The organism is Enterococcus crotali (assembly GCF_000633635.1).
GTDB classification, from domain to species: Bacteria; Bacillota; Bacilli; order Lactobacillales; family Enterococcaceae; genus Enterococcus_L; species Enterococcus_L crotali.
The window spans coordinates 1-22878 of sequence record NZ_AYPQ01000006.1 but is presented as its reverse complement, the minus strand read 5'-3'; the positions used below and the strand labels follow the sequence as shown (position 1 = coordinate 22878).

25 protein-coding genes are annotated in these 22878 nt (G+C 36.8%); 22 read left to right on the top strand and 3 right to left on the bottom strand.

The window, feature by feature from the left end:
* The first annotated feature begins 77 nt into the window (after positions 1 to 77).
* The 6 genes from V192_RS0113560 to V192_RS0113535 all read left to right on the top strand — a co-directional run bounded on the left by V192_RS0113560 (position 78) and on the right by V192_RS0113535 (position 7117).
* Positions 78 to 1220 (top strand): WxLIP family cell surface protein, encoded by a 1143-nt coding sequence (locus V192_RS0113560; protein ID WP_025872608.1) that lies wholly within the window; start codon positions 78 to 80, stop codon positions 1218 to 1220.
* On the top strand, positions 1221 to 4433 hold the full coding sequence (locus V192_RS0113555) for a MucBP domain-containing protein (RefSeq protein ID WP_025872606.1): 3213 nt from the start codon (positions 1221 to 1223) through the stop codon (positions 4431 to 4433).
* A 168-nt stretch (positions 4434 to 4601) separates the two neighbouring features.
* The gene (locus V192_RS0113550; RefSeq protein WP_025872604.1) at positions 4602 to 4916 is read left to right on the top strand and encodes a rhodanese-like domain-containing protein; all 315 of its coding nucleotides are present in this window, start codon (positions 4602 to 4604) and stop codon (positions 4914 to 4916) included.
* Entirely contained in the window at positions 4916 to 6568 is a 1653-nt protein-coding gene (locus V192_RS0113545; protein WP_025872602.1) for an FAD-dependent oxidoreductase, read from the top strand. The genes V192_RS0113550 and V192_RS0113545 overlap by 1 nt, the downstream gene beginning before the upstream one ends.
* The gene (locus tag V192_RS0113540; protein WP_025872599.1) at positions 6568 to 6873 is read left to right on the top strand and encodes a rhodanese-like domain-containing protein; all 306 of its coding nucleotides are present in this window, start codon (positions 6568 to 6570) and stop codon (positions 6871 to 6873) included. Before V192_RS0113545 ends, V192_RS0113540 begins: the two co-directional genes overlap by 1 nt.
* Positions 6863 to 7117 carry a metal-sensitive transcriptional regulator gene (locus tag V192_RS0113535; RefSeq protein WP_025872597.1) on the top strand — a complete coding sequence of 85 codons (255 nt, stop codon included), beginning with the start codon at positions 6863 to 6865 and terminating at the stop codon, positions 7115 to 7117. The genes V192_RS0113540 and V192_RS0113535 overlap by 11 nt, the downstream gene beginning before the upstream one ends.
* A 225-nt stretch (positions 7118 to 7342) precedes the next feature.
* Here the strand turns inward: V192_RS0113535 and V192_RS22340 are convergent, their stop codons facing one another.
* A complete protein-coding gene (locus V192_RS22340; RefSeq protein WP_239644690.1) occupies positions 7343 to 7696 on the bottom strand; it encodes a cyclic nucleotide-binding domain-containing protein in 354 nt (117 codons plus the stop codon).
* 347 nt (positions 7697 to 8043) lie between these two features.
* Between V192_RS22340 and V192_RS0113525 the strand changes: the two genes are divergently transcribed.
* From V192_RS0113525 to V192_RS0113470, 13 genes are all read left to right on the top strand, one after another.
* Positions 8044 to 8415, top strand: a complete 372-nt coding sequence (locus V192_RS0113525; RefSeq protein ID WP_029948272.1) for a GntR family transcriptional regulator — start codon at positions 8044 to 8046, stop codon at positions 8413 to 8415.
* Entirely contained in the window at positions 8408 to 9112 is a 705-nt protein-coding gene (locus V192_RS0113520; protein WP_025872593.1) for an ATP-binding cassette domain-containing protein, read from the top strand. Before V192_RS0113525 ends, V192_RS0113520 begins: the two co-directional genes overlap by 8 nt.
* Positions 9096 to 9815 carry a hypothetical protein gene (locus V192_RS0113515; protein WP_025872591.1) on the top strand — a complete coding sequence of 240 codons (720 nt, stop codon included), beginning with the start codon at positions 9096 to 9098 and terminating at the stop codon, positions 9813 to 9815. Before V192_RS0113520 ends, V192_RS0113515 begins: the two co-directional genes overlap by 17 nt.
* Positions 9772 to 10503 (top strand): ABC transporter ATP-binding protein, encoded by a 732-nt coding sequence (locus V192_RS22335; RefSeq protein ID WP_239644689.1) that lies wholly within the window; start codon positions 9772 to 9774, stop codon positions 10501 to 10503. Before V192_RS0113515 ends, V192_RS22335 begins: the two co-directional genes overlap by 44 nt.
* Positions 10504 to 10556: 53 nt before the next feature.
* Positions 10557 to 11780, top strand: a complete 1224-nt coding sequence (locus tag V192_RS22330; protein ID WP_239644688.1) for an ABC transporter permease — start codon at positions 10557 to 10559, stop codon at positions 11778 to 11780.
* Between the two features lie 30 nt (positions 11781 to 11810).
* On the top strand, positions 11811 to 12344 hold the full coding sequence (locus tag V192_RS0113505) for a hypothetical protein (RefSeq protein WP_025872589.1): 534 nt from the start codon (positions 11811 to 11813) through the stop codon (positions 12342 to 12344).
* A gap of 79 nt (positions 12345 to 12423) precedes the next feature.
* Complete coding sequence (locus V192_RS0113500; protein ID WP_025872587.1) at positions 12424 to 12825, top strand: DUF3224 domain-containing protein; 402 nt, start codon at positions 12424 to 12426, stop codon at positions 12823 to 12825.
* Positions 12818 to 13705: a helix-turn-helix transcriptional regulator gene (locus V192_RS0113495; RefSeq protein ID WP_025872586.1), complete on the top strand. Its 888-nt coding sequence runs from the start codon at positions 12818 to 12820 to the stop codon at positions 13703 to 13705. Before V192_RS0113500 ends, V192_RS0113495 begins: the two co-directional genes overlap by 8 nt.
* Positions 13706 to 13781: 76 nt before the next feature.
* A complete protein-coding gene (locus tag V192_RS0113490) occupies positions 13782 to 14213 on the top strand; it encodes a hypothetical protein (protein ID WP_025872585.1) in 432 nt (143 codons plus the stop codon).
* A gap of 408 nt (positions 14214 to 14621) precedes the next feature.
* Positions 14622 to 14891: an ACT domain-containing protein gene (locus V192_RS0113485; protein ID WP_025872584.1), complete on the top strand. Its 270-nt coding sequence runs from the start codon at positions 14622 to 14624 to the stop codon at positions 14889 to 14891.
* A gap of 284 nt (positions 14892 to 15175) precedes the next feature.
* On the top strand, positions 15176 to 16519 hold the full coding sequence (locus V192_RS0113480; RefSeq protein WP_025872582.1) for a PFL family protein: 1344 nt from the start codon (positions 15176 to 15178) through the stop codon (positions 16517 to 16519).
* A gap of 136 nt (positions 16520 to 16655) precedes the next feature.
* On the top strand, positions 16656 to 17042 hold the full coding sequence (locus V192_RS0113475) for a DUF1149 family protein (RefSeq protein WP_025872580.1): 387 nt from the start codon (positions 16656 to 16658) through the stop codon (positions 17040 to 17042).
* A gap of 227 nt (positions 17043 to 17269) precedes the next feature.
* Positions 17270 to 18661 (top strand): L-cystine transporter, encoded by a 1392-nt coding sequence (locus tag V192_RS0113470; protein ID WP_025872577.1) that lies wholly within the window; start codon positions 17270 to 17272, stop codon positions 18659 to 18661.
* 77 nt (positions 18662 to 18738) lie between these two features.
* On the opposite strand, the gene V192_RS0113465 is transcribed toward V192_RS0113470, so the two are convergent.
* On the bottom strand, positions 18739 to 19548 hold the full coding sequence (locus V192_RS0113465) for an MBL fold metallo-hydrolase (protein ID WP_025872575.1): 810 nt from the start codon (positions 19546 to 19548) through the stop codon (positions 18739 to 18741).
* Positions 19549 to 19666: 118 nt separating this feature from the next.
* Here V192_RS0113465 and V192_RS0113460 point away from each other — a divergent pair, with 118 nt between their 5' ends.
* Both V192_RS0113460 and trhO read left to right on the top strand, forming a co-directional pair.
* On the top strand, positions 19667 to 20038 hold the full coding sequence (locus V192_RS0113460) for a VOC family protein (RefSeq protein ID WP_025872573.1): 372 nt from the start codon (positions 19667 to 19669) through the stop codon (positions 20036 to 20038).
* Positions 20039 to 20336: 298 nt separating this feature from the next.
* Entirely contained in the window at positions 20337 to 21278 is a 942-nt protein-coding gene (trhO, locus tag V192_RS0113455) for an oxygen-dependent tRNA uridine(34) hydroxylase TrhO (protein ID WP_025872571.1), read from the top strand.
* A 55-nt stretch (positions 21279 to 21333) separates the two neighbouring features.
* On the opposite strand, the gene V192_RS0113450 is transcribed toward trhO, so the two are convergent.
* Positions 21334 to 22437: an SLC13 family permease gene (locus V192_RS0113450; protein ID WP_025872569.1), complete on the bottom strand. Its 1104-nt coding sequence runs from the start codon at positions 22435 to 22437 to the stop codon at positions 21334 to 21336.
* A gap of 179 nt (positions 22438 to 22616) precedes the next feature.
* Between V192_RS0113450 and V192_RS0113445 the strand changes: the two genes are divergently transcribed.
* Positions 22617 to 22878: helix-turn-helix domain-containing protein (locus V192_RS0113445; RefSeq protein WP_025872567.1), on the top strand; the 262-nt coding region annotated here is incomplete at its 3' end.

Here is a 22878-nt window from a genome sequence, read left to right as displayed (position 1 = left end):
AAACACACTTGAGTTGTTCAGGTTTTGATCAATGAATGATAGATAGGGAACTTGTAAAGAAGGAGAGAAAGTAACACATGATGATCCAAAATAAAAAACAGCAACAACAGATCCAAAATAAGCTATGGCAGGGGTTCGTCATATTTTTACTTTGCTTTTTAGGCAGTGTAACTGTCAGTGCAGAAGAAGTCCCAATTAGTTTGAATCCTGTATTACCAGAAAATCAACTAACAAAAGAAGCAGGATTTTATGATTTATTGATGAAACCTGGACAAAATCAAGAAATTGCTCTTGAAATAAGCAATAGTGGAGACAAACCAGTCACACTAAATGTTGAAATAAATCCAGCGATGACAGGTGATAATGGGGTCATTGATTATACGAGAACTGCAAAAGACAAGGATGATTCAATGAAAATTCCATTGTCTGATGTGGCAAAGACAGATGCAGTCGTCAGTATCCAAGGCAAGCAAAAAATATCACTTCCCATCAAACTAAAAATGCCTACAGATCCTTTTGCAGGACGAATCTTGGGAGCCGTTCGGGTGACCCAAGCGGAAGCTGAAAGCAAAGAAAAAGAAAAAAACAGTATCAGCATTACGAATAAGTTTGCGTATGTTATTGCGATTCAGCTAAGAGAAGACGAAAAAGCATTGAAAGAAGAGTTAACCCTTCAGAGTATTCGTGCTTCTCAAGTGGCCGGACGCAATACACTTAAAGCTCAGCTTCAAAACCCAACAGCAACTCTGATCGACAAAGTGAGTTATTCAGGTGTTGTAACTGAAAAAGGGAAAAATGAGATTTTACATGAAAACAAAGTCGACGACTATCGGGTCGCTCCAAACACAACGTTCAATTTTCCAATTAGTTGGGGAAATCAAGCCTATAGAGCGGGCACTTATACATTGAAACTAAATGCTGAATCAAAACAAAGCGGTGAAAAGTGGTCTTTTACCCAAGATTTTAAAATTAGTGAAGAAGAAGCCAAAGAACTCAATGAAAAAGCAGTCGGATTAGAAGCAGAAACACCATGGTTAATGTATATTTTCATTGGTATCAGTTGTCTGATCTTGTTACTGCTACTCTTTTTCGGGATCTTCTTTTGGCAACGCCAAAAACGTAAAAAGGCCGAATTAGCTCGTTTAGCCCGTAAAAAGAAAAAGCGAAAAAAACGCCCAAGTCAAATCCCCGCTAAAGAAAAGAGGAAGGGGAAAAAATAAATGAAACGAAGCAAAAATAGTAAAAAGCTGTTGCTAACAAGCATAGTATTCCTGCTTGTTGTTGGAGCAGCTGGAGCCTTACTTAAGAACAATACAATGATTCAAGCAAAACCCAATGATGGTAACCCAATCAAAATCGATACGAATACGGATAACCCCTTTACTCTGCCTTTTGATGGTGGTCCAGTTTTGGAAAGGGAATTAACGAATCAAACACCTAAGTTTGCTCAGTATGTGCAAGATAGAAAGCGAAGTCTAGGCTTTTTTAAAGATAAGATGAGTGCATTTAGCTCAAGAGCTCAGGATGTTATTCACCCTCAATCCATCCAAGTATTAGATGATGGTAAAGTGGCTTTTATCATTACAAGTAGAACCGAATGGATAACTCCAGTAAATTTCACGCAAACATTATGTTTAGTCGACGAAAAGGGTCAGTTGTTGGATAGTATCAATATTGCTTCTGGTAAAGCAACCAATCTTGCTTCAGAGGATAGCGTTGCAAGTGGTGAGCATATTGATTCAAATGGTTCATTAGATAAAATAAGCGGCAATCAATTTAGCTATAAATATAGTGGTTTTTCGCCGAACAATAAAACGTTTACTGATAATGAGTTAAGGGTTGAGTTTGTTGGGAATAAAATCATGAATCCAACTTGGCGTAACTTTATCTATCAAGGTGGAGTAGGGAATCAAAGTGCAGCGTATAAAACAACTCTTTTAGGAAACAATGCTCAAGTTTCTTATGGGATAAATTATGAACCGCATAATGCGCCGCCCTATCATACTCTTTGGAACTGGGTTAATGATCGTTATGTTCCGCAAGTTAATCTACAGTTTCCGGATAGAAGGCAACGTTTAACTTCTGGCCAGATATGGGGGAGTTGGTTAAATGACCTAGGGCAGGATTCAGTCAATAATGGTTATTATGGCTTTGTTTATGTTTTAGATACGACTAACTCGCAAAATAATTCATATCTGTGCTACTGGGATGCTGCTGGAAATCGAACTGATATCTTTGATATGGGCTATACGAAGGTCAGCAGTGGTCTATTAAGTACTTCAATTTTAAGGTCAGCTTCTTCAGATAAAGTTATTTATCTTAGGAAACTCTATACTGATAAAACAGAATTGGTCAAAATCGATATTGCTAAGGGAAAAAACAATCAAGAGGTATTACTAACACTGCCACCAAATTCAAGTATCTCTATGGATAAAAATACTAAAGAAGATGGCTATATTATTTATGGACAGAATGGCCAACAAGGAAATATTGCCAGTGATCTAGCGCCATTTTTAAAAGATAATGATGTCTATGTCGGTTATTTAGATAATGATTTTAAACCAGTTACTGCTAGAGGTATTGCTTCCAATGGAACGGCGACACCTTGGGCAATCGTTCCACTTAAAGAAGAACAGTATTTTTTTGCAGGATTAGGAAATTCACGTGATTTCTCTGATCCGCCTGCTGCAGGATGGCAAGAAAACCCCTTAGCACCAGAAACTAAGAATAATGCATTCTATGGAACGATTTCGTTGGTTGATGATTTCAGTCCAGTGATCAAGACGACTAATCCAAATTTGATCGTCGATATTCATTCTGACCAACAAGAGATAAAAAAGAAACTGATTGATAATCTAGAAGTCTACGATACGTATGATTTTTCACCAAAGAACATTAGTGGACAAAAAACGATGGCGTGGTTGAGGGAGCGAATTAACCGCAATCCTTTAGAACCTACGTTACCGATCGATTGGAAAGCGCTTGGTTTAGATTTGTCTAACACTGGACCGCAATTAATAACACCGTTTATTGCGGATTCTGAGAAACAAGCAACTGCAACATCTCAATGGTTAAACAAAACCACACCGCAAACGGTGATTGAGGATGAGTATGCATTTGATGTTCAAAATTTTGCTTTACCATTGACAGATGTTGGGTCTTTAACGGAGCAGCAAGTCAAAGTCAAAGCGCAATCAACTGCTTGGAATATTGCTGCTCATACGATTGACGAGTTAGCTCGAGACAATTCCTTTTCACCAAAAGTCACGTTGGCTGCTGCACAATTGCTAGCAATTCAAAATGCCGACAAAGCAAAACCTTATCCGCTCGATTTGACATATGCTACATCAAAAGGAGCGATCACCAATCGTGTTTGGGTCTTTGTTACCAACTCTAATACGGCGGTGGATACTGACAGTAAAACGGTCTTATACGGTGATGATTACAAATACCCTCTAGACAAAGCGCCAAACACAACAGTAGACCAACAAATCAAGTCAAGCTGGTCTGCTACCAAGCCTAATCTTTTGGCCTATGATTATGCGGCGACTCAAAAAACAGGAACTGAATTGACGCCATTATCAGATGGGGCTAAAGATGGTAGCAGTCAAGGGCTAACTTTGTTGGCTAAAGATTTACAGCGGATCAAAGCAAGTACGACAGAATCAACCTTGCAAGATGTCGGTTTTACCTACACCAATGCCGCTGGTAAAACGACAGAAGTCTTAGTCAACGTTTCGATGTATCATGAGCAATCAACGTTAACAGTTACTTTTGTTGATCAAGATCAAACGGAGTTGCATAATCCAATTACGATAACAGGGAATGTCAACGATAAGATTGATTTGACCACGCAAAAAGCGGTTCAAGATGCAATCGCGACAACGAGCAACGAAGGGTATACACTGCTGAAACGTCCGGCAGATGAAGCACAGATCATTTTAACTGATGACAGTACTCAAACTGTGGCCTACTCATTTGACGGGAAACTGCAATTCACCCATGTGACGGAGAATTTAAAACTAAGCCCTGGGAAAATCGCACCATTCCAACAAACCTTGAGTTATGAAAATCCTGTAGAAGATTTTACAGTTCAAGTAAAAGATACGCGTTCGCATAAAAAAACAGGAGCAGATGCTAGAGGAACTTTTAAAGTGAACATGGCTTTAACGAAAGAGTTTACCTCTTCAGACGGAAAAGCACTGAGAGAGGCTCGCTTGTTGTATAAGAATCAAGAGATTCTTCAAACAGGCATAGATATCACACGTTCACAGCAAAGCAAAACGGAGCAAGAACGAAAAGATTTTACGTTCTTATTAGATACAAAAGCAGGGACGAAAGAAAATGGGTTCTCGCTAAAAGTTCCAGCTGGTTCAGCAGAAGCTAAAACATACGAAGCTGAATTGACATGGGATTTGATTCAAGGACCATAGCAGTATGGTAAAACAAAAGAAGCAAACACTATTAAAAGACAGTTGTTTGTTTCTTTTTTGTGTATCAATAAGCTCTAGAAAAAAATTCTAAGCACCCCTCTTTACAAGTAGAGAAAAATCATTTATGATAGTCCTTGTAAATACCCCTAAGGGTATAAGGAGGAGCTTATGTTTTCATTTTTAAAAGGAAAGTCAATCAGTACAACTGAACTTCAACGCCTGCTGGATTCAAAACCAACAGTCCTTGATGTTCGTGAAAAGACAGAATTTGCAGCAGGGCACATTCCAAACGCTAAAAATATCCCATTAGGCAAAATTTCATCTTACCAATCAAAAGAAGATAAACCAGTCTATGTGATTTGTCAATCTGGAATGAGAAGTCGGCAAGCAGTCAAAAAATTAAAAGCCAAAGGCATCGATGCAATCAACGTCAAAGGTGGCATGAGTACTTGGCGTGGAGCAGTTAGAGGAGGAACGTTATAATGCGAGTAGTAATCATTGGTGGTGTAGCCGGTGGAATGTCAGCAGCGACGAGATTAAGAAGATTATCAGAAGAAATTGAGATCATTGTATTAGAAAAAGGTCCGTATGTTTCATTTGCAAACTGTGGCTTGCCTTATTATGTCTCAGGAGAAATCAGTGAACGGTCAGAATTGATTTTACAAACACCAGAGCAGCTGAAAAAACGATTTAATATCGATGTTTATTCAGAAACAGAAGCGGTTAAAATCAATCGCAAAAATAAAACAGTATTGACCAATGCAAATGGTAAAGAAGAAGTGATCAGTTATGATAAGTTGATTCTTTCACCGGGTGCGCAACCATTGATACCACCGATCGAAGGATTAGTCGAAGCGGCAAATGTTTATACCTTAAGAAATGTTCCTGATGTTGATAAGATCGTAGCAACTGTTAAAAATGAACAGCCCAAACGAGCAGTTGTGATTGGTGCTGGCTTCATCGGTTTAGAAATGGCAGAAAATTTGAGCCATCTAGGCATCGACGTGACGATTGTAGAAGCAGCGCCACAAATTCTTCCGCCTTTGGATGAAGAAATGGCTGCCTTTGTTGAAAAGGAATTAAAAGCTAAAGGGATCACCGTCTATACAGGAGCGGCAGCTACGGCCTTCAAAGAAGCAGGAAGCAAAATCGAATTAAGCTCTGGTGAAACAATTACAAGTGATTTCACTATTCTGTCGATTGGAGTTAAACCATCTAGTGATTTAGCGATAGCAGCTGATTTGAAAACAGGATTACGTGGCGGAATCAGCGTAGATGAAAACTATCAAACGAATGATCCAGATATTTACGCAGTTGGCGATGCTATTGTCGTGAAACAACAAATCACAGAAGAAGATGCTTTGATTTCACTGGCTTCACCAGCTAATCGCCAAGGACGCCAAGTTGCGGATGTGATTGCAGGAGTGACGAGAAAAAATAGAGGAAGTATTGGCACAGCAATTGTTCGTGTCTTTGATCTTGCTGCAGCAAGTACGGGCTTGAGTGAACGTCAATTACGTAATAGCAATTTAGAATATAAGGCAGTTCATACAACCTCCAAAAGCCATGCGGGGTATTTTCCAGGCAGTCACCCGATCGTGATGAAGATGCTCTTTCACCCTGTGTCTGGTAAAATCTATGGAGCACAGGCAATTGGACAAGACGGCGTAGATAAGCGAATTGATATTATCGCGACTGCTATTAAAGCCGGCATGACTGTTATGGATCTGCCAGAGTTGGAATTTACTTATGCACCGCCATTTGGATCAGCAAAAGACCCAGTGAATATGATTGGTTATGCAGCTGCTAATATTGTTGAAGGTTTTTCCGACAATATTCAATACTATGACTTAAGAGAAGCGGTAGACAAAGGGGCCTTTTTACTAGATGTCAGAAACCCAGGAGAACTGACGAACAATGGGTCATTGCCTCAAGCTAAGAATATTCCATTGGATGAATTAAGAAATCGTTTGGCGGAACTTCCAGCCGATCAAGAAATCATTGTAAGCTGCCAAAGTGGACAACGGAGCTATCTAGCAGAACGTATCTTAAAAAATAATGGTTTTAATGTTAAAAATTTAGATGGTGCTTTTCAAATATATAGTACAATTTACCCTCAGGAGGTTATTAAATAATGTATAAATCAATAATGATCGATGAATTTGAACAACTAGAAAAAAGAAATAAACTGGCGATAATAGATGTACGTGAAGTGGATGAATATGTTGCAGGCCATATCAAAGGAGCAAAGAATCTACCACTAAGCACGCTACAGGAAACGGCTGAGACATTGGATAAAGCGCAACCTTACTATATTATCTGTCATTCTGGCGGACGTTCACAAATGGCGAGTGAATATTTTGCTTCATTAAAATATGATGTAACAAATGTGATGGGTGGCATGTCTGCCTGGAGAGGGGAAGTTATTGATGGCATGTGATCCTAAATTAGCGAATCGCTTAAAACGTTCAGAAGGACAAATTCGCGGGATTTTAAAAATGATGGATGAAGGGAAAGATTGCCGGGAAGTGGTAACACAATTGATGGCAGTTCGCTCAAGTATCGATAAAGTCATCGGACTTGTTGTAACTGAAAATCTAAAGCAGTGTATGGAAGATGAAAATATCGATTTAGCTGGCGAGGATATGGTAAAAGCCTTAGAAATGATTGTGAAAACAAGATAAAATAAACACCAAAAATCAGTGTCATCTTGATTTTTGGTGTTTATTTTATTGTGATCGGAACTTTCTTTTTTAAGAGCCAGCCAGTTTTTTCCAATTCACTTAAAGAAACGGAGACTCTAGATTGTGATGTCCGGCAGAATTTTGATAAAATTTCCTGTGTAATAAAAGAGGGTAACTCGAAATGCTCATCTTGTGTTAGAAAACCGATGTGCTCACTTAAATAACCTAACGCCGTTTGATTCGTTCTGTCGTCGGTAAATGCAGAAAATCAAAATAACCATAATGTCGCTGGAAAATATCGGCAAAATTGGTCAATAATAATTCATAATACTGTGGTTGTTCATTTAAAGTATTTAATAATATTACTTTTGGCACACTAAAAATCGTTGCATGGTCACTGATAACACGAATGGAGTGTGCCTTTTGTTTAAATGTAGAAAAACTGTCTAAGCCAAAAAAATCGTTTTCAAAAATGAAAGAGGAGATATAGCGTTTTTCATCATTAAGAATTTCAACGCAGATGACGCCTTCCACAACATAATAAAAATTTGCAGTTTTTTCATATTCATCAACAATCATTTTGTCTTTTGCATAATTTTTCTCTGTCCAGCCGCTACTTAGTTGTTTTTTTAAGTACTCAATTAAATTTGTATTTTCTTTATACAGTTCAATAAGGTATCACTCCTTTTTCAAATATAGAGGTAAAAAAAGTATATCATAATTTTTGGACCGAACAAAAGGGGGTTCTTGTCTTTTTACTCTAAATCAGCCCTTAACTTGCAGTCAATGAGTAAAATTGAAAAATAGTAGCAGGTTTAAAGCAATTTATATCATGGATATAAATTGTTTTTTTATTTCCTCTAAAATAGGTTTTACCAGCTGAGTGTGTGACTTAAGCAGTACAGTATACAACTAGAAAAGGGAGGATGCATGTGAATTATGACGGGAACAGACCCATTTATCAACAAATCATCGAGCAAGTCGAACATTGGATAGCCAGTGATCATTGGCAGCAAAATCAAAAAGCACCATCAGTCAGACAACTAGCGGAGGACTTAGAAGTGAACCCAACAACGATTCAACGAGCGTATAGTATTTTAGAGCAACAAGAAATTTTGATCAGTCAGAGAGGGATTGGTAAGTTCGTGACAAATAAAACCGATAAAATTACAGATTTACGCTTTCGATTGATTGAAGCCCACGTAGAAGCATTTATCACTCAATTAAGAAAGTTAGAGCTCACTCAAAATGAAAGGGAGCATATCATTGAACGGATTGTGAGGAGTGCAAATGAATAAACTAAAGGTAAAAAATATTGGAAAACAATACCAAAAAAGTATTTTTCAAGAACTGTCTTTTAACCTGAATGAAGGCCAAATACTCGGTGTTCTGGGGAAAAATGGAACAGGAAAAACAACACTTCTGGATTGTATTTCAGGACAAAGACAAGTGAGTACGGGAACGATTTTATATAATGACCAACCGCAAAATAGTGAACTCTTTAAAGCAAGTATTGCGTATGTTTCAACAACAAACTATTTTGAACAAACCGAAACAGTGCAACAAATTCTAATGGAATATACTATTTTATTTCCAGCATTTCGCTTAGAAAAAGCAATCGAACAATTAGAAATATGGAATATTTCTACAAAACAAAAGTGGCAAGAACTTTCAGAAGGGACGAAAGTCAAAGTAAAAATAGCTTGTGAATATGCGAAAGAGACAAGCATATTACTTTTAGATGAACCATTCGCTTATCTAGATTATTCTTCTCGTATTCAAGTGAAAAAGATGTTGAGAAGAGCTAGTGGCGAAGCGAAAATAATTTTAGTTTCTACAAATTTTATTGAAGAAATGGATACCTTGTTTACTGATGTTTTATTTATGAATCCTTTCAGATATTGCGAAGTAATTAATCTGGAAGATTTACGAGAACGAAAAAATATGTCCCTGAAGGAAATCTACGAGGAGGAAGCCAATGATACGTTTATTTAATTTTTATCATGAAAAAACTAAGAAGTTCTTTTTAAGTAGTTTACTCTTGATTTTAACGAGCTATTTTGCCAAATACGTTTTTCAAGTAATCATGCCTGAGTCCCAATGGGAGCGGCTGCCGATTTTACTTTCAGTTGTCACAGCAATTGTTTTGTCTTGGAGGATCAATCAACTGGACATTCAATCAAACCATCAAACGTTAGCTAGTACGGTCACACAATCGACAAGTGAAAAAATTGCAGCGAAGTATCTACTTTCTTATTTCCAATTGATCGTAATCGTTGTGATCAACCTAGTATTCAACTTTGCCACTATTACGTTAAGTGCATTACAGTTGTTGCTTTTAGCACTAGAATTAGCGGTTTATCTCGCTGGTATGATCAGTTATTTGATTCTATTTAGAGGTGTGATCGCTAAACTGTGGTTACCGAACTTTTCCAAAACTTTTGTGACCGCGATTGGTTGGATTCTTGTTATTTTGCTGAATGATGTTGCACGTTATTATTTTCCCCAAGGTTTAAATATTGAATTAACAGCCAATAACGGTATTTTTTATCCGAGTACGTTTGTCTTAAATGCTTGTTTATCTGGTGCAATCTTATTTGTTTATTTGTGGCTAGAAAAAATCAATCCAAAGATACTAGATAGGAGGAGAGGAAATGTATCAATTAAAAAAAGTGTCGAAAAGCTTTACGATCGATAATAAAAAAGAGCCTGTTTTACATGAAATAACAACAAACTTTGAAGCTGGTGACTTTGCCTTGATTTTGGGAGCCAGTGGTAGTGGTAAGACGACCTTGCTGAATATCATCAGTGGATTGGACACAGATTATGGTGGGGATATTTTTTATGAAGGACAAAACTTGAAGTCGGAGAATATGGATGATTTTCATAAAAATGAAATCGGGTTCGTTTTTCAAAGCTTTAATTTAGTTTCCCATCTATCTGTACTTGAAAATGTCAAAAGCGCTCTTTATTTAGATAAAATGTTAAGTCCGTCTGAGCGTACAGATCGTGCGGTCCAGCTTTTGACTAAAGTCGGTTTAGCAGATCACTCCAACAAGTACCCTAGTCAACTTTCTGGTGGTCAAAAACAACGGGTAGCGATCGCCAGGGCTCTTGCGAATGATCCAAAAGTGATCATAGCTGATGAACCGACTGGAGCATTGGATTCGGTTACAGCAGCGTCGATCATAGAGTTGTTGAAGCAACTGAGTAATGAAGGCACGTTAGTAATCACAGTTACCCATGACGAAAGTTTAATGAATTACGCAACGAAAATCTTAAGAGTAAAGGATGGGCGTATTTTAAGTGATGACCGAATCAAAACACCTGATTTCAAAAAAATCAAATACAAAAAGAAGTCCCGTCACGTGTTTCGCTTTCTCTAGGTGCCACTTTGCAACTCGTTAGTAAAAACTTTTTTAGTCGGATTTTAAGGAATTTGCTAGTTGCTTTTGGTACATCTATTGGAATTACAGCGATTTTACTGGCTTTAGGTATCGGTAATGGAATCACGGAAGTGCTGGGTGATTTTTTCCAAACAGCATATTCTCCAAATCAAATTACATCATATTATCAAGATCCAGAACGCGGTGGACCTCCTAGACCTTCTGAGCTACTAAAAGAAGAAGAGATAAAAAAATTAAAAGAACTGTACGCTAATGAAGGAATCACAGAAGTTTATGAAAGAGCAAATATCGCTGGGATTCGATTTAAATATGATAACAAGTTGATTGATGAGCTGGCACCAGCGCAAATGGATGAGGCCAATCTAAATAAGGAACGCTATAAAACAAACACAGTAGCCGATGGTTATTTACTGGCTGGAACTTTTGTAACACCAGAAGAATCGGGCGTTGTTCTGCCAGCTTCTGTAGCGAGAGAAATACTAGGCTTAAAAAATTCAGAATTAACACAAGAAAGTGTCGAAGAATTAATTTCAAAACCAATCACATTAGTTTATCAAGGACGAGATCAAGGGGTCGATAATACTACCATCGAAGTGGAAACTATAATTCAAGGAATCACCTCACCAGAAGAAGAAGGGTTTGTTCAAGGGTTTATGGCATCACCAAAAACATTTGCTTATATGGTGAAGAGTATGGGGATCGATAAGCCAATTTATACGATCGATGCCTTTGCGGAAAATCCAGAAGCTGCTGAAACGTTTATTGAAAAATACAAAGAAGATCCAGCGTATGAAAACTATGCAATCACAAATGCTTCTTCCTTCCTAGACACTTTTAAACAATTTACTGATATTATTGTTTACTTGCTAGCCTTTATCGCTGGACTTTCTTTGATCGTTGCAGGGGTAATGATTGCAGTTGTTCTATATATTGGCGTTGTGGAACGAACTAAAGAAATTGGTGTTTTGCGCTCTATTGGATACAAAAAAGGATATATCAAGCGTCTATTTAGAATGGAAGCAATCTATATCATGTTTTTATCTAATTTCATTTCAGTAGCGTTTGCCTATCTAATCCAATTTTTAGCTAATCCATTGATTGAATCTAGTATTGGCTTTAATCAGGTGATTCAGATAGCACCACTTAACGCGTTAGCTACGTTAGGGATAACTGGTGTCTTGGGTGTGATCTTCGCTTTATATCCAGCAGCAAAAGCCGCTAAACTAGATCCGATTACCGCTTTGCGTTACGAATAAAAAATTGAAAAAGGAAAGTAGGAAGTATCAATGAAAAAATTATGGAGTAACAAGTTATTTAGATATGGAGTGATCGGAATCCTTTTGATCGCATTAGGAGGCGCAGGCTTTTTAGGCTACTACCGCTTAGCAAGAGCCCAAGGGGTCATCACAAGTTATGAGATCAACGAAGACTTAAGTGAAAAGTCAAATGCACACCGAGCGGTTATTTACACACAAGACCGAGCTTTCAAAAATGAAGTAATTGATGAACTTGCAAGTAATCTAGCAGATGAGAATATTTATATAAAAGTAGAGCCAGTGGAAGAAATTGGAGAAAATAGAATTGAAGAGTGGGACAAAGTAATCATTTTATCAACCGTTCAATCAAGTGATCCTCCCAAAGTCGCTCTAGATTATATCAATAAGCACAAGGACGAGGAAAAGCTCAGTATCTACTTAACCGCTGATTCAAGTGTCTGGTCGAAAGATCCAGGCCATTTAGATGTTACGACCGCAGCATCTAAATCCGAGAATGTTACCGTCTTTAGTAAAAAAATCCGAGAATTTTTGGTAAATGAATAAAATAGAAAAAATTATTAAGTTGTTCGCTTGAAAAAAGAACGTATGTTTGCTATTCTTTTATTCATAAGGAGGGATAAGTATGAGCACAACGTTCAATGTAACTAAATGGGAGGAACAACCAGCTAATGTATTAAAGCTTGATTTTCCAGTAAACCGAGTGCAGGCAGAATATGAGCTTGACGGAGAGCTACAAGGAGCGGCTTGGGTCGAATATCTTCTTTATTACTTAGAAAGTAACAAAGAAGATGGACACCTTGCAACTGCAAGAATATCAGGATTTCTTCACTTTGAAGGCCAATATAAAGGAAAAACAGGAACCTTTACAGCAGCTGAAAAAGGAATTTTTGACAAAGGAGCCTTGGATTCACCGGGTATGCTTATTAAAAGTAGTGGAGAATTGGATGGATTGACTGGTTCTTATCAATATGATTTTGTTGGTGAAAATAGTAAGTTGATCTTGGATTTTAAGGACGATGAATAGCCTATCTAGATTGTTTTATATTATGCATTATCTAACGTTGCATAATAAAGCGAAATCAACAATATTAGCAGAGCAACTGGAGGTCTCGACCCGTACGATTTATCGGGACATCGATACATTATCTGCGTTGGGTTTTCCAGTATACGCTCAAAGCGGGCGAGATGGAGGGATTCGTTTATTGGATACGCATCATTTGTCTGCCACTTTTGTAGATGATGACGAGCAGGATCAGATTATCTTGGCGTTACAAAATTTAGCAGCGACCAATTTAAAAAGTATTACTCCGCTAGTCAACAAGCTATCCTCCTTATTTAAAAAACAAGTAGAGCAATGGATAGATATTGATTTTTCGACTTGGGGACGAGAAGATGAAGCAAATGCAATCGGATTGATCACGAAAGCCAAAAATCAAAAAAAATGCGTTATTTTTACTTATATTAATAGCAAAGGGAAAAAAACAAGCAGAGAAGTAATGCCAAATAAATTGATTTTTAAGCAGAATGCTTGGTATTTAGCAGGCTATTGTTGTGTTAGAAAAATGACTCTTCTCTTTAAATTGAAACGAATGAGCGAACTGATTATTTCGCAAAATGATATTGATGAAACATACATGATCAAAGATTATCAGCCTGAATTTTCAAAAGTATATATTGAATTCAAGATAAGAAATGATAAACTTCATCAAGTACAGGAAGACCTGCTGGCTATTGAGACAGAACGGTTTGCTGACTATACTAAAGTAAAAACTTGGCAAGTAGAAGGCTCTTGGCTGGCATCTTATCTGTTATCATTTGGTTCTGCAGTTGAAGTAGTTAGTCCAATTGAATTAAAAGAAAAAATCAAAAGAGAGATCAAAAAAATCAATCAAATATATTTTTGAGTTAACATATATTTTCATTATACCCCTTGAAACAATGACTATTGATTGAGATAATAGCAAAGAAAAGAGGGATCATATGGGACAAATTTGGATTGAACGATTACTTCGTTGGAACGCAAAAATTCAAAAATTATTAGTAGGCAGATATGCACGAATGGATCAATTGAATACTACCTTGATGAGAGGAAGTTTGATCTTATTACTGCTTAATTTATTTTTACCAACATCAATCGCTTTTTGGTTGGGAGTAAGTCTATTATTGTGGCTGAATTATCGCTTTTTTTCTAAAAGGCTTTATCCACGCTCAAATGAAAATACTCGCTATATTTTAAAAGTCCAGCAACTAAAAAAGAAACTAGATTTTTCAAAAAATAAGCTTAAAGAACGCAAAATTTATACTTTTTTTAAGTGCCCCAATTGTAAACAACAATTACGAGCACCAAAAGGAAAAGGAAAGATCAAAGTCACTTGTTCAACCTGCAAAGAACAATTCAATAAAATGGTTTAAGTGGAAAACTTCTGGGAAAATCTCAGAAGTTTTTTGTGGATGAAAAAAAACGAACATTCACTACTTTTTAAAATTGTATGTTCTTGTTTTTTGTTAATAAATGAACAAATTATGCTATAATAGGAAAAACTTATTTAGGATTGAAAAGCATAGTCTAGCTTCAAGAGCAAACCTCTCGGGAAAAAGATAAAAAATGAAAGAGGCCAAGAGCGCCCCAGTCATTTTTTCCTATTTTCCAATCGAGGTTGACCATGCTCTTTCAGCTTTTATATTATCTAGCTTCAAGAGCAAACCTCTCGGGAAAAAGATAAAAAATGAAAGAGGCTAAGAACGCCCCAGTCATTTTTTCCTATTTTCCATTCGAGGTTGACCATGCTCTTTCAGCTTTTAAATTTAGGAGGAAATTATATGCGCGCAGTATTGACTGTAATTGGTAAAGACAAAGTAGGAATCATTGCAGGAGTGAGTCAAAAGTTAGCTGAATTGGATATGAATATTATCGATGTCTCTCAAACCATCATGGACAGCTATTTTACGATGATGATGGTATTAGAAATTTCTCAAGGCAAAAATGATTTTGAAATGATTCGTTCTGAGCTAAACACTTTAAGTGAAAAACTAGGTGTGACGATCAGTATTCAAAATGAAGAGATCTTCAATGTTATGCATAAATTATAGTACACAATTGTGTGAACTTTTGTATTATTCAGCTTCAAGAGCGAACTTCTCGGGAAAAAGATAAAAAATAATTGTGGCAAAGAGCGCCACCCTCATTTTTTTCTATTTTCCATTCGAAGTTGAGTGAGCTCTTTTAGCTTTAACTATTATCCAGCTTCAAGAGCGAACTTCTCGGGAAAAAGACAAAAAATAATTGTGGCAAAAGAGCGCCCCAGTCATTTTTTTCTATTTTCCGTTCGAAGTTGAGCGAGCTCTTTTAGCTTTTAAATTTAGGAGGAAATTGTTTGGAAACGAATCAGATTTTAGAAACTATCCGCATGATCGAAGAAGAAAATTTGGATATTAGAACTATTACAATGGGGATCTCATTACTAGATTGTATTGATAGCGACAGTGATCGTGCTTGCCAAAAAATTTATGATAAGATTACTCGTTTAGCGAAAAATTTAGTTAACGTTGGAGAAGAAATTGAATCTGAATATGGGATACCGATCATCAATAAACGAATCTCTGTAACGCCGATTGGAATTATTGCCGCTGCAAGTTCAGATAAGGATTATGTAAAATATGCTAAAGCATTGGATAAAGCAGCGCAGGCTGTAGGTGTCAATTTTATTGGAGGATTTAGTGCATTAGTTGAAAAAGGCTACCAACATGGAGATGAGATCTTGATCAATTCAATTCCTCAGGCACTAGCTGAAACAGAATTTGTTTGCTCTTCAGTAAACATCGGCTCAACCAAAGCAGGAATCAATATGGATGCTGTTCGTCATATGGGATATGTAATCAAAGAAACTGCCGCAAAGTCTGATATGGGCTGTGCGAAATTAGTAGTATTCGCCAATGCTGTGGAAGATAATCCGTTCATGGCAGGCGCATTTCATGGTGTTGGAGAAGCAGATTGTGTGATCAATGTAGGAGTCAGTGGACCTGGTGTTGTTAAACGTGCACTGGAAAAAGTCAAAGGAGAACCTTTTGATGTTGTAGCTGAAGTCGTCAAACAAACCGCATTTAAAATCACTAGAATGGGCCAATTAGTTGGAAAAATAGCGTCGGAGCGTTTAAATGTTCCTTTTGGAATCGTTGACCTATCCTTAGCACCCACTCCAGCGGTAGGAGATAGTGTTGCTTATATTTTAGAAGAAATGGGCTTGGAAAGTGTAGGAACTCATGGTACAACAGCTGCTTTAGCGTTGCTGAATGATGCTGTAAAAAAAGGCGGCGTGATGGCTTGTAATCATGTTGGGGGATTATCAGGTGCGTTTATTCCTGTTTCAGAAGATGCTGGCATGATCGATGCAGTTAATAATGGTGCACTGAATCTAGAAAAATTAGAAGCAATGACAGCAATTTGTTCTGTTGGTTTAGATATGGTTGCTATACCAGGTGAAACATCAGCTGAAACAATTGCCGCCATGATTGCGGATGAAGCCGCGATCGGTGTGATCAATCATAAAACAACTGCTGTAAGAATCATACCAGCTGAGGGGACAAAAGTTGGTGATATGGTCGAATTTGGTGGTTTACTTGGTAGGGCGCCGGTTATGAAAGTGAACGATTACGCATCGACTGACTTTATCCTTCGCGGTGGACGTATTCCTGCGCCGATCCATTCATTTAAAAATTAGATTAAAAAGAGTCTATGAGTATTTGTGATAAAAAGATGTGTGGTATAATAAAAACCATAGATAGACTATGTTTTGCCCAGTACCAACTGGATCTCAATAATAATTATTGAACTTAAAAAAAGGGAGATTTTAATTCATGGAAATAAAACGTCAACAAGAAGTGGTAGAGGCTTTTCACTATGATATGCGCACACAAGATATGGAAGAAGTAGAAACGGATCTTAGAGTGGGCTTTTCACCAATTGAATCAACAGATGAAAACTATCCAAAGGAAAACTCAATTATCGCCGCTCGTTTAGAGTTTCGCTTAGTTTTTGAAGAATATTTACTATCAGGTTCAGTTAGCCAAATCAATCATATCATCAATCACAAAATTGAAACACAAGAAGATATCACACAAGAAGAAGTGGATGAGCTGGTTAGCCCATTGTTCGATATCGTACAACGCATGGCCTATGAAGTTACTGAAATTGCTTTAGACAAGCCAGGTATTCAATTAAATTTCCAATCAGCAGCTGAATAAATATTTAAATCAAAGAGTTTGTGATAGTTTTTGACTATCACAAACTCTTTTTTTTATCATTATACAAACAAAATAATACCCCTCAGCCTTTCAAATCAGGTACAATAGACCTATCACTGAAAATGAATTGATTTTATTTTTAGGGCGGATGATTGAAGAATGATCCCCGGGAACCTTTACTTCCTTTGATGTACTTGTCATTTAACTTAAATTTAGGAGGGAAAAAAATGACAACACTCATCACTGTTTTAGTGGTCCTTGCATTTCTTGCAGTGTTATACGTCTTTTATCGTATGCAAGCAAAACACTATAAGTTTTCAACTCGTGTGTTTGCCGCATTAGGTGTCGGTATTGTGTTAGGTGCAATTATTCAATTCGCATTCGGTACCCAAGACAAAGTCACAACGCAAGCAATGGAATGGATCGGTATTGTAGGTAATGGATATGTAGCATTTTTACAAATGCTCGTAATCCCCTTGGTTTTTGTTTCTATCGTAGGAGCATTTACTAAGATGAAAGAATCCAAGCAAGTTGGAAAAATTAGCTTTACTGTCCTGGCAACCTTGTTAGGAACAACGGCTATAGCAGCTTTAGTTGGAATTGGAACAACATTATTGTTTGGACTACAAGGTGCGAAATTTACAGAAGGAACGGCAGAAACGGCACGGATCGCAGAACTTGCGACACGACAGGAAACCGTTGAAAACCTATCGATTCCTCAACAAATTTTATCTTTTATTCCTAAAAATGTTTTTGCAGATTTTGCCGGTACTCGTCCAACTAGTACGATTGGCGTGGTGATTTTTGCTGCATTCGTTGGGATTGCCTACTTAGGTATTAAAAGAAAAGCACCGAAAGAAGCAGAATTTTTTGCAAACTTGATCGACAGTCTTTATAAAATCACGATGCGTATCGTGACATTGGTTTTACGTTTGACACCTTATGGGGTTTTAGCGTTGATGACGAATGTTGTTGCGACAAGTGATTATAATGCGATCCTTAACTTAGGAAAATTTGTATTCGCTTCTTATACCGCATTGATCATTGTAATGCTGGTTCACTTAGTAATCTTGATGGCAGTCAAAGTAAATCCTGTAAACTATTTGAAAAAATCGTTTCCAGTGTTGAGTTTTGCTTTTACTTCAAGATCAAGTGCAGGAGCAATGCCTCTAAATATTGAAACACAAACAAAAGCTTTAGGTGTTGATGATGCTACAGCAAACTTTGCTGCAAGTTTTGGTATGTCAATTGGACAAAATGGTTGTGCTGGGGTTTATCCGGCTATGTTGGCTACAATCGTTGCACCAACTGTTGGAATCAATGTCTTTAGTTTAGAATTTATTTTGATGTTAGTTGCAATCGTAACAATCAGTTCGTTTGGTGTAGCTGGTGTCGGTGGTGGAGCAACATTTGCTTCATTGATCGTGTTGGGTGCAATGAACTTACCTGTAGCGATCGTTGGATTGGTTATTTCTGTAGAACCATTGATCGATATGGCCAGAACGGCTGTTAACGTTAGTGACAGTATGGTAGCGGGAATCGTGACTAGTGCACGAATCAAAGAGTTAGACCGTGATGTGCTGAATGATAGCAGTCTAGTGATTGAAGAAAATGCTTAAAAAGTGATTCACTTCTCTTCCCCAAGAGAGTTCAAATAAAAAGAAGGTAAGTCTCCTACAAGAGACTTACCTTCTTTTTAATCCCACTCCAGTTGCAAACCAACGCCGACTTCTTCAATTGGAATTTGATAATGAATTTCAGCTTTAGCTTGAAAGGAAACACAATGGCAAGGATATAGTGTTTCGATTTGATTATCTATAAAGTATTCGATTGTTTTATCTAACTGTGAATCAACCTCAACTAAGTGAAAACCGCCAATGACACGTTTGATAGTTTGAATCCCAGTCACTTGTTTTGCATATTCACAAATATTGCTGATACCGCTGTGAGAACAGCCTGTGATAATAGAAAGACCATCATGACCTTCAAAAACGAGTGCTGAGTCATCTAGAACATAATCTGGTGTAAAGGCCGTCGATAATTTTGTTTCGCCTACTTGTTTACGAGGTTCAAACGTTACTAATTCAGGGATTTCACCAAGAAATGTAATATTTTGAGAAAGTTTAACAGGCTCTTTTGTAAGAAGTAGATCGTAGCTTGTTTGAAGTTCTTCCTTGGTTACAGACGAACCTATTATCAATTCTTCTTCTTTTTTAGGGCAAAAAGTGAGGGGGTGCGCTATAATTTGCGGCTTTTGCTTTGTAAAGATACTGGAAATCATAGTTAAGCCACCTGTATGATCATTGTGACCATGTGATAGTGCCAATTTTGTGACTTGACTTAAATCGATAGTAAGTAAGTCTGCATTTTTTATAAAAACATCACTGTATCCTGTATCAAAAAGAATTTTTTCATCACCATCCTCTATATAAAAAGACAATGCTGGTTCACCAAGATAATAATGATCAATATAGACATTATTATCTACCAAAACAGTTAATTTCATTTGTTTCTCCTTTTTGAAGCAAATTTATTTTCATAAATCTTACCATACGCTATCATAAAAAGTATATACTGAAAAAGGATTTATTTTAAAATAGAAAAAAGAGATGAGGAGCAAAAATATGTTCACAAATCAAATCAAAATTATGTTATATGTAACTAATGTAGAGGAATCAAGCAAGTTCTGGCAAAAAATCGGCTTTGTAGAAAAAGAAAGAGACGCAGTTGACGGCACACTTGTTGTGGAGATTGCACCAAGTGAAACTGCAGAAACAATGATCGTGTTATACGATTTAGAATTTATCCAACAACATTCACCAGAAGTTGCTGGAAATACGCCATCATTAATGTTTTTTGCTGATGATGTCATGGAATTATACAAAAAAATGAAAGATGCTGGTGTACGTGTTGGCGAGCTAGTTCAGTTACCAACTGGCTTGGTTTTCAACTTTGCTGATAATGATGAGAATTATTTTGCGGTATCTGGCCAATAAGAAGTTAATTTATACTGACTGCCTAAGCTTTCCTTTTTGGAAAGCTTAGGCGTTTTTTTTGAATTTGGTGATTCTGCTGTACAACACGTGGAATGTGTGATGTAAAAAGGAGCTGCTTGGTTATTCGAGGTCTAAATGGTTTCTTTTATTTTCTTTTTATGTGCACTATTCCACAAGCAAATAGTTCGCTTTCCTTAATTCTTTTTTTATATACTTGTTATGTATGAAGACAAAATGAGGACTGTACAGTTATTATGGAGATAGCAAAACAGTCTCTAAGAAAAAGGAGAAAGATACAATGGACTACCGCGTATTACTTTATTATAAATATACGACGATTGAAAACCCTGAAGAATTTGCAAAGGAGCACTTAGCTTTTTGTAAGTCGTTGAACTTAAAGGGAAGAATTTTAGTTGCAACAGAAGGGATCAACGGTACGCTTTCCGGAACGATTGCTGATACGGATGCCTATATGGAAGCAATGCTGGCTGATGAGCGTTTTAAAGATACTTATTTCAAAATTGATGAAGTACCAGAAAATGCGTTTCATAAAATGTTTGTCCGTCCTAGAAAAGAACTAGTTTCTTTAAGCTTGGAAGAAGATGTAAATCCGCTAGAAATAACTGGAAAATATTTAGAGCCGGCTGAATTTAGAGAAGCTTTGCTGGATGAAAATACCGTTGTGATCGATGCTAGAAATGATTATGAATTTGATTTAGGTCATTTTAGAGGAGCAGTTCGTCCGGATATTCGTAACTTTAGAGAATTGCCGCAATGGATCAGAGAGAACAAAGAGCAGTTTATGGATAAAAAAGTTGTGACTTATTGTACTGGTGGTATTCGCTGTGAGAAGTTTTCTGGCTGGTTGATGAAAGAAGGCTTTGAAGATGTTTCTCAGCTTCATGGCGGTATCGCGGTTTACGGAAAAGACCCAGAGACACGAGGCGAGCTATGGGATGGCAAAATGTATGTCTTTGATGAGCGAATCAGTGTTGAAATCAATCATGTTGATAAAAAAATCATCGGAAAAGATTGGTTTGACGGAACACCTTGCGAACGTTACATCAACTGTGCTAACCCATTCTGTAATAAACAAATTTTAGCATCCGAAGAAAATGAAGCTAAATACCTCGGTAGTTGTTCAGATGAATGTCGTCATCATCCTGCCAATCGCTATGTGATGAGAAACGAACTTTCAGAACAAGATGTAAAAGCTAGACTTGAAGCAATTGCAAATTAATCGCTAAAATAAAAAATTCGACACACAGTGACTGATCGTTGTGTGTCGAATTTTTTTATAGTATAAAAGCAAAAAATAAAAGAAAGAAGAGTAAAAATACGAAATTCACAGCTGAAAACTGCCAAAGAAACGCTTTTGATTGAGTAGGATAGTACGCTTTATACAATTTGAACCCGATCAAATTAGCTAAAGAAGCAATAATGGTTCCTAAACCGCCAACATTCACACCCCAAAAAAGTGCTTGAGATTGATCGGTAAATGGCGCAATCAAAATGGCTGCAGGAACATTACTAATAATCTGACTAACTAGAATGCTGCCAAAAAATGTTCGACTACTTGTTGTAAATTGTACCTTTATAAACGAAGAAAGTAATTCTACTTGTGCAAAATTTCCAACGGCGATAAAGAAAAAAATGAACGTTCCTAACAATTTATAGTCAAGTTGTGTAAGCAAATATTTATCATAAACAGTGAGGATTATCACCGCAATTGGAATGACAATAAAATAAGGTAGGGCATTAAAAATACCCAAAAGAATGAAACCTCCAACCATACTTAAGAAAACTGTTTTATTTTTATTGATTGTTGGAATCGAAGTATGCTGTGTTGGAATCATTCTTTTCTTTATAAACAGGAAAGAAACCAATAAAAACAAAATTGAAGAAAAGAGTAGCACGATAGACCACTTAAAAAAAGTCAATGTGGAAAGAGAATAATAAGAAAATAAAAAGAGATTTTGTGGATTCCCAAAGGGGAAAAAACTACTCCCTAAATTTGCCGCAACAATCAGTAATACGGCCCCAAAAATCTTATTTTCCATTTCCGGAAATTTTTTGATGATCGTTAAGTAAATCGGCATTAACGTAAGTATTGCGACATCATTCGTCAAAATCATAGAACTAATGAAGGATAAGAGCACAATATTTCGAATTAAACCACGGGTGTTAGCAGAATAATCGATCATCTTATCAGCAAAATAAGTCAGAATCCCTAGTTTTTCAAAATTTTTTACCAAAAGCATCAAACCCAATAAACAAAAAATAACTTTAAAATCAATTGAGTCTAAAGAGAATCGACCAAATGCACAACTGATGATAGCAACCAGAAGCGAAAGTGAAAATAATAAATCATCGGTAAAAAAAGTGTATAATCGTTTCATTTAGCAGCACTCCTTTTTAGGAAACGATATTCTGAAGACTGTTCAAATTTACTTTAAAAAGACTAAATTATCAAGTGTAAAGCAAAAGCCAACAAAAAAGAGAGATTGCCCTGTAATAGAAGTGAACCGACCCCAAAAAGTTAGACCAAAAATCTAATTTTTTGGAGGTCGGTATTTTTATGTCTAAATATAACTTTGAACTTAAACTAAAAATTGTTCAAGAATATCTGGTAGGGAAAGGAGGAATACAAGCTTTAGCAAATAAGCATGGGGTTAAAACAATGGAACAAGTGCATAGGTGGATCAATGCTTATCAAGAATTCGGTGAAGAAGGTCTTTTACGAAAACGCCAAAATCAGAATTATTCTGTTCAATTCAAGCTAAATGCGATAGAGTTATATCAAACAAGTGAGTTCTCCTATCGTGAAGTTGCCAATATTC

Bases quoted from the DNA above. Each gene is read 5' to 3' on its own strand.
- V192_RS0113560 (WP_025872608.1), top strand. From the start codon at position 78: ATGATGATCCAAAATAAAAAACAGCAACAACAGATCCAAAATAAGCTA.
- V192_RS0113555 (WP_025872606.1), top strand. From the start codon at position 1,221: ATGAAACGAAGCAAAAATAGTAAAAAGCTGTTGCTAACAAGCATAGTA.
- V192_RS0113550 (WP_025872604.1), top strand. From the start codon at position 4,602: ATGTTTTCATTTTTAAAAGGAAAGTCAATCAGTACAACTGAACTTCAA.
- V192_RS0113545 (WP_025872602.1), top strand. From the start codon at position 4,916: ATGCGAGTAGTAATCATTGGTGGTGTAGCCGGTGGAATGTCAGCAGCG.
- V192_RS0113540 (WP_025872599.1), top strand. From the start codon at position 6,568: ATGTATAAATCAATAATGATCGATGAATTTGAACAACTAGAAAAAAGA.
- V192_RS0113535 (WP_025872597.1), top strand. From the start codon at position 6,863: ATGGCATGTGATCCTAAATTAGCGAATCGCTTAAAACGTTCAGAAGGA.
- V192_RS22340 (WP_239644690.1), bottom strand. From the start codon at position 7,696: ATGATTGTTGATGAATATGAAAAAACTGCAAATTTTTATTATGTTGTG.
- V192_RS0113525 (WP_029948272.1), top strand. From the start codon at position 8,044: ATGCATGTGAATTATGACGGGAACAGACCCATTTATCAACAAATCATC.
- V192_RS0113520 (WP_025872593.1), top strand. From the start codon at position 8,408: ATGAATAAACTAAAGGTAAAAAATATTGGAAAACAATACCAAAAAAGT.
- V192_RS0113515 (WP_025872591.1), top strand. From the start codon at position 9,096: ATGATACGTTTATTTAATTTTTATCATGAAAAAACTAAGAAGTTCTTT.
- V192_RS22335 (WP_239644689.1), top strand. From the start codon at position 9,772: ATGTATCAATTAAAAAAAGTGTCGAAAAGCTTTACGATCGATAATAAA.
- V192_RS0113505 (WP_025872589.1), top strand. From the start codon at position 11,811: ATGAAAAAATTATGGAGTAACAAGTTATTTAGATATGGAGTGATCGGA.
- V192_RS0113500 (WP_025872587.1), top strand. From the start codon at position 12,424: ATGAGCACAACGTTCAATGTAACTAAATGGGAGGAACAACCAGCTAAT.
- V192_RS0113495 (WP_025872586.1), top strand. From the start codon at position 12,818: ATGAATAGCCTATCTAGATTGTTTTATATTATGCATTATCTAACGTTG.
- V192_RS0113490 (WP_025872585.1), top strand. From the start codon at position 13,782: ATGGGACAAATTTGGATTGAACGATTACTTCGTTGGAACGCAAAAATT.
- V192_RS0113485 (WP_025872584.1), top strand. From the start codon at position 14,622: ATGCGCGCAGTATTGACTGTAATTGGTAAAGACAAAGTAGGAATCATT.
- V192_RS0113475 (WP_025872580.1), top strand. From the start codon at position 16,656: ATGGAAATAAAACGTCAACAAGAAGTGGTAGAGGCTTTTCACTATGAT.
- V192_RS0113470 (WP_025872577.1), top strand. From the start codon at position 17,270: ATGACAACACTCATCACTGTTTTAGTGGTCCTTGCATTTCTTGCAGTG.
- V192_RS0113465 (WP_025872575.1), bottom strand. From the start codon at position 19,548: ATGAAATTAACTGTTTTGGTAGATAATAATGTCTATATTGATCATTAT.
- V192_RS0113460 (WP_025872573.1), top strand. From the start codon at position 19,667: ATGTTCACAAATCAAATCAAAATTATGTTATATGTAACTAATGTAGAG.
- trhO (WP_025872571.1), top strand. From the start codon at position 20,337: ATGGACTACCGCGTATTACTTTATTATAAATATACGACGATTGAAAAC.
- V192_RS0113450 (WP_025872569.1), bottom strand. From the start codon at position 22,437: ATGAAACGATTATACACTTTTTTTACCGATGATTTATTATTTTCACTT.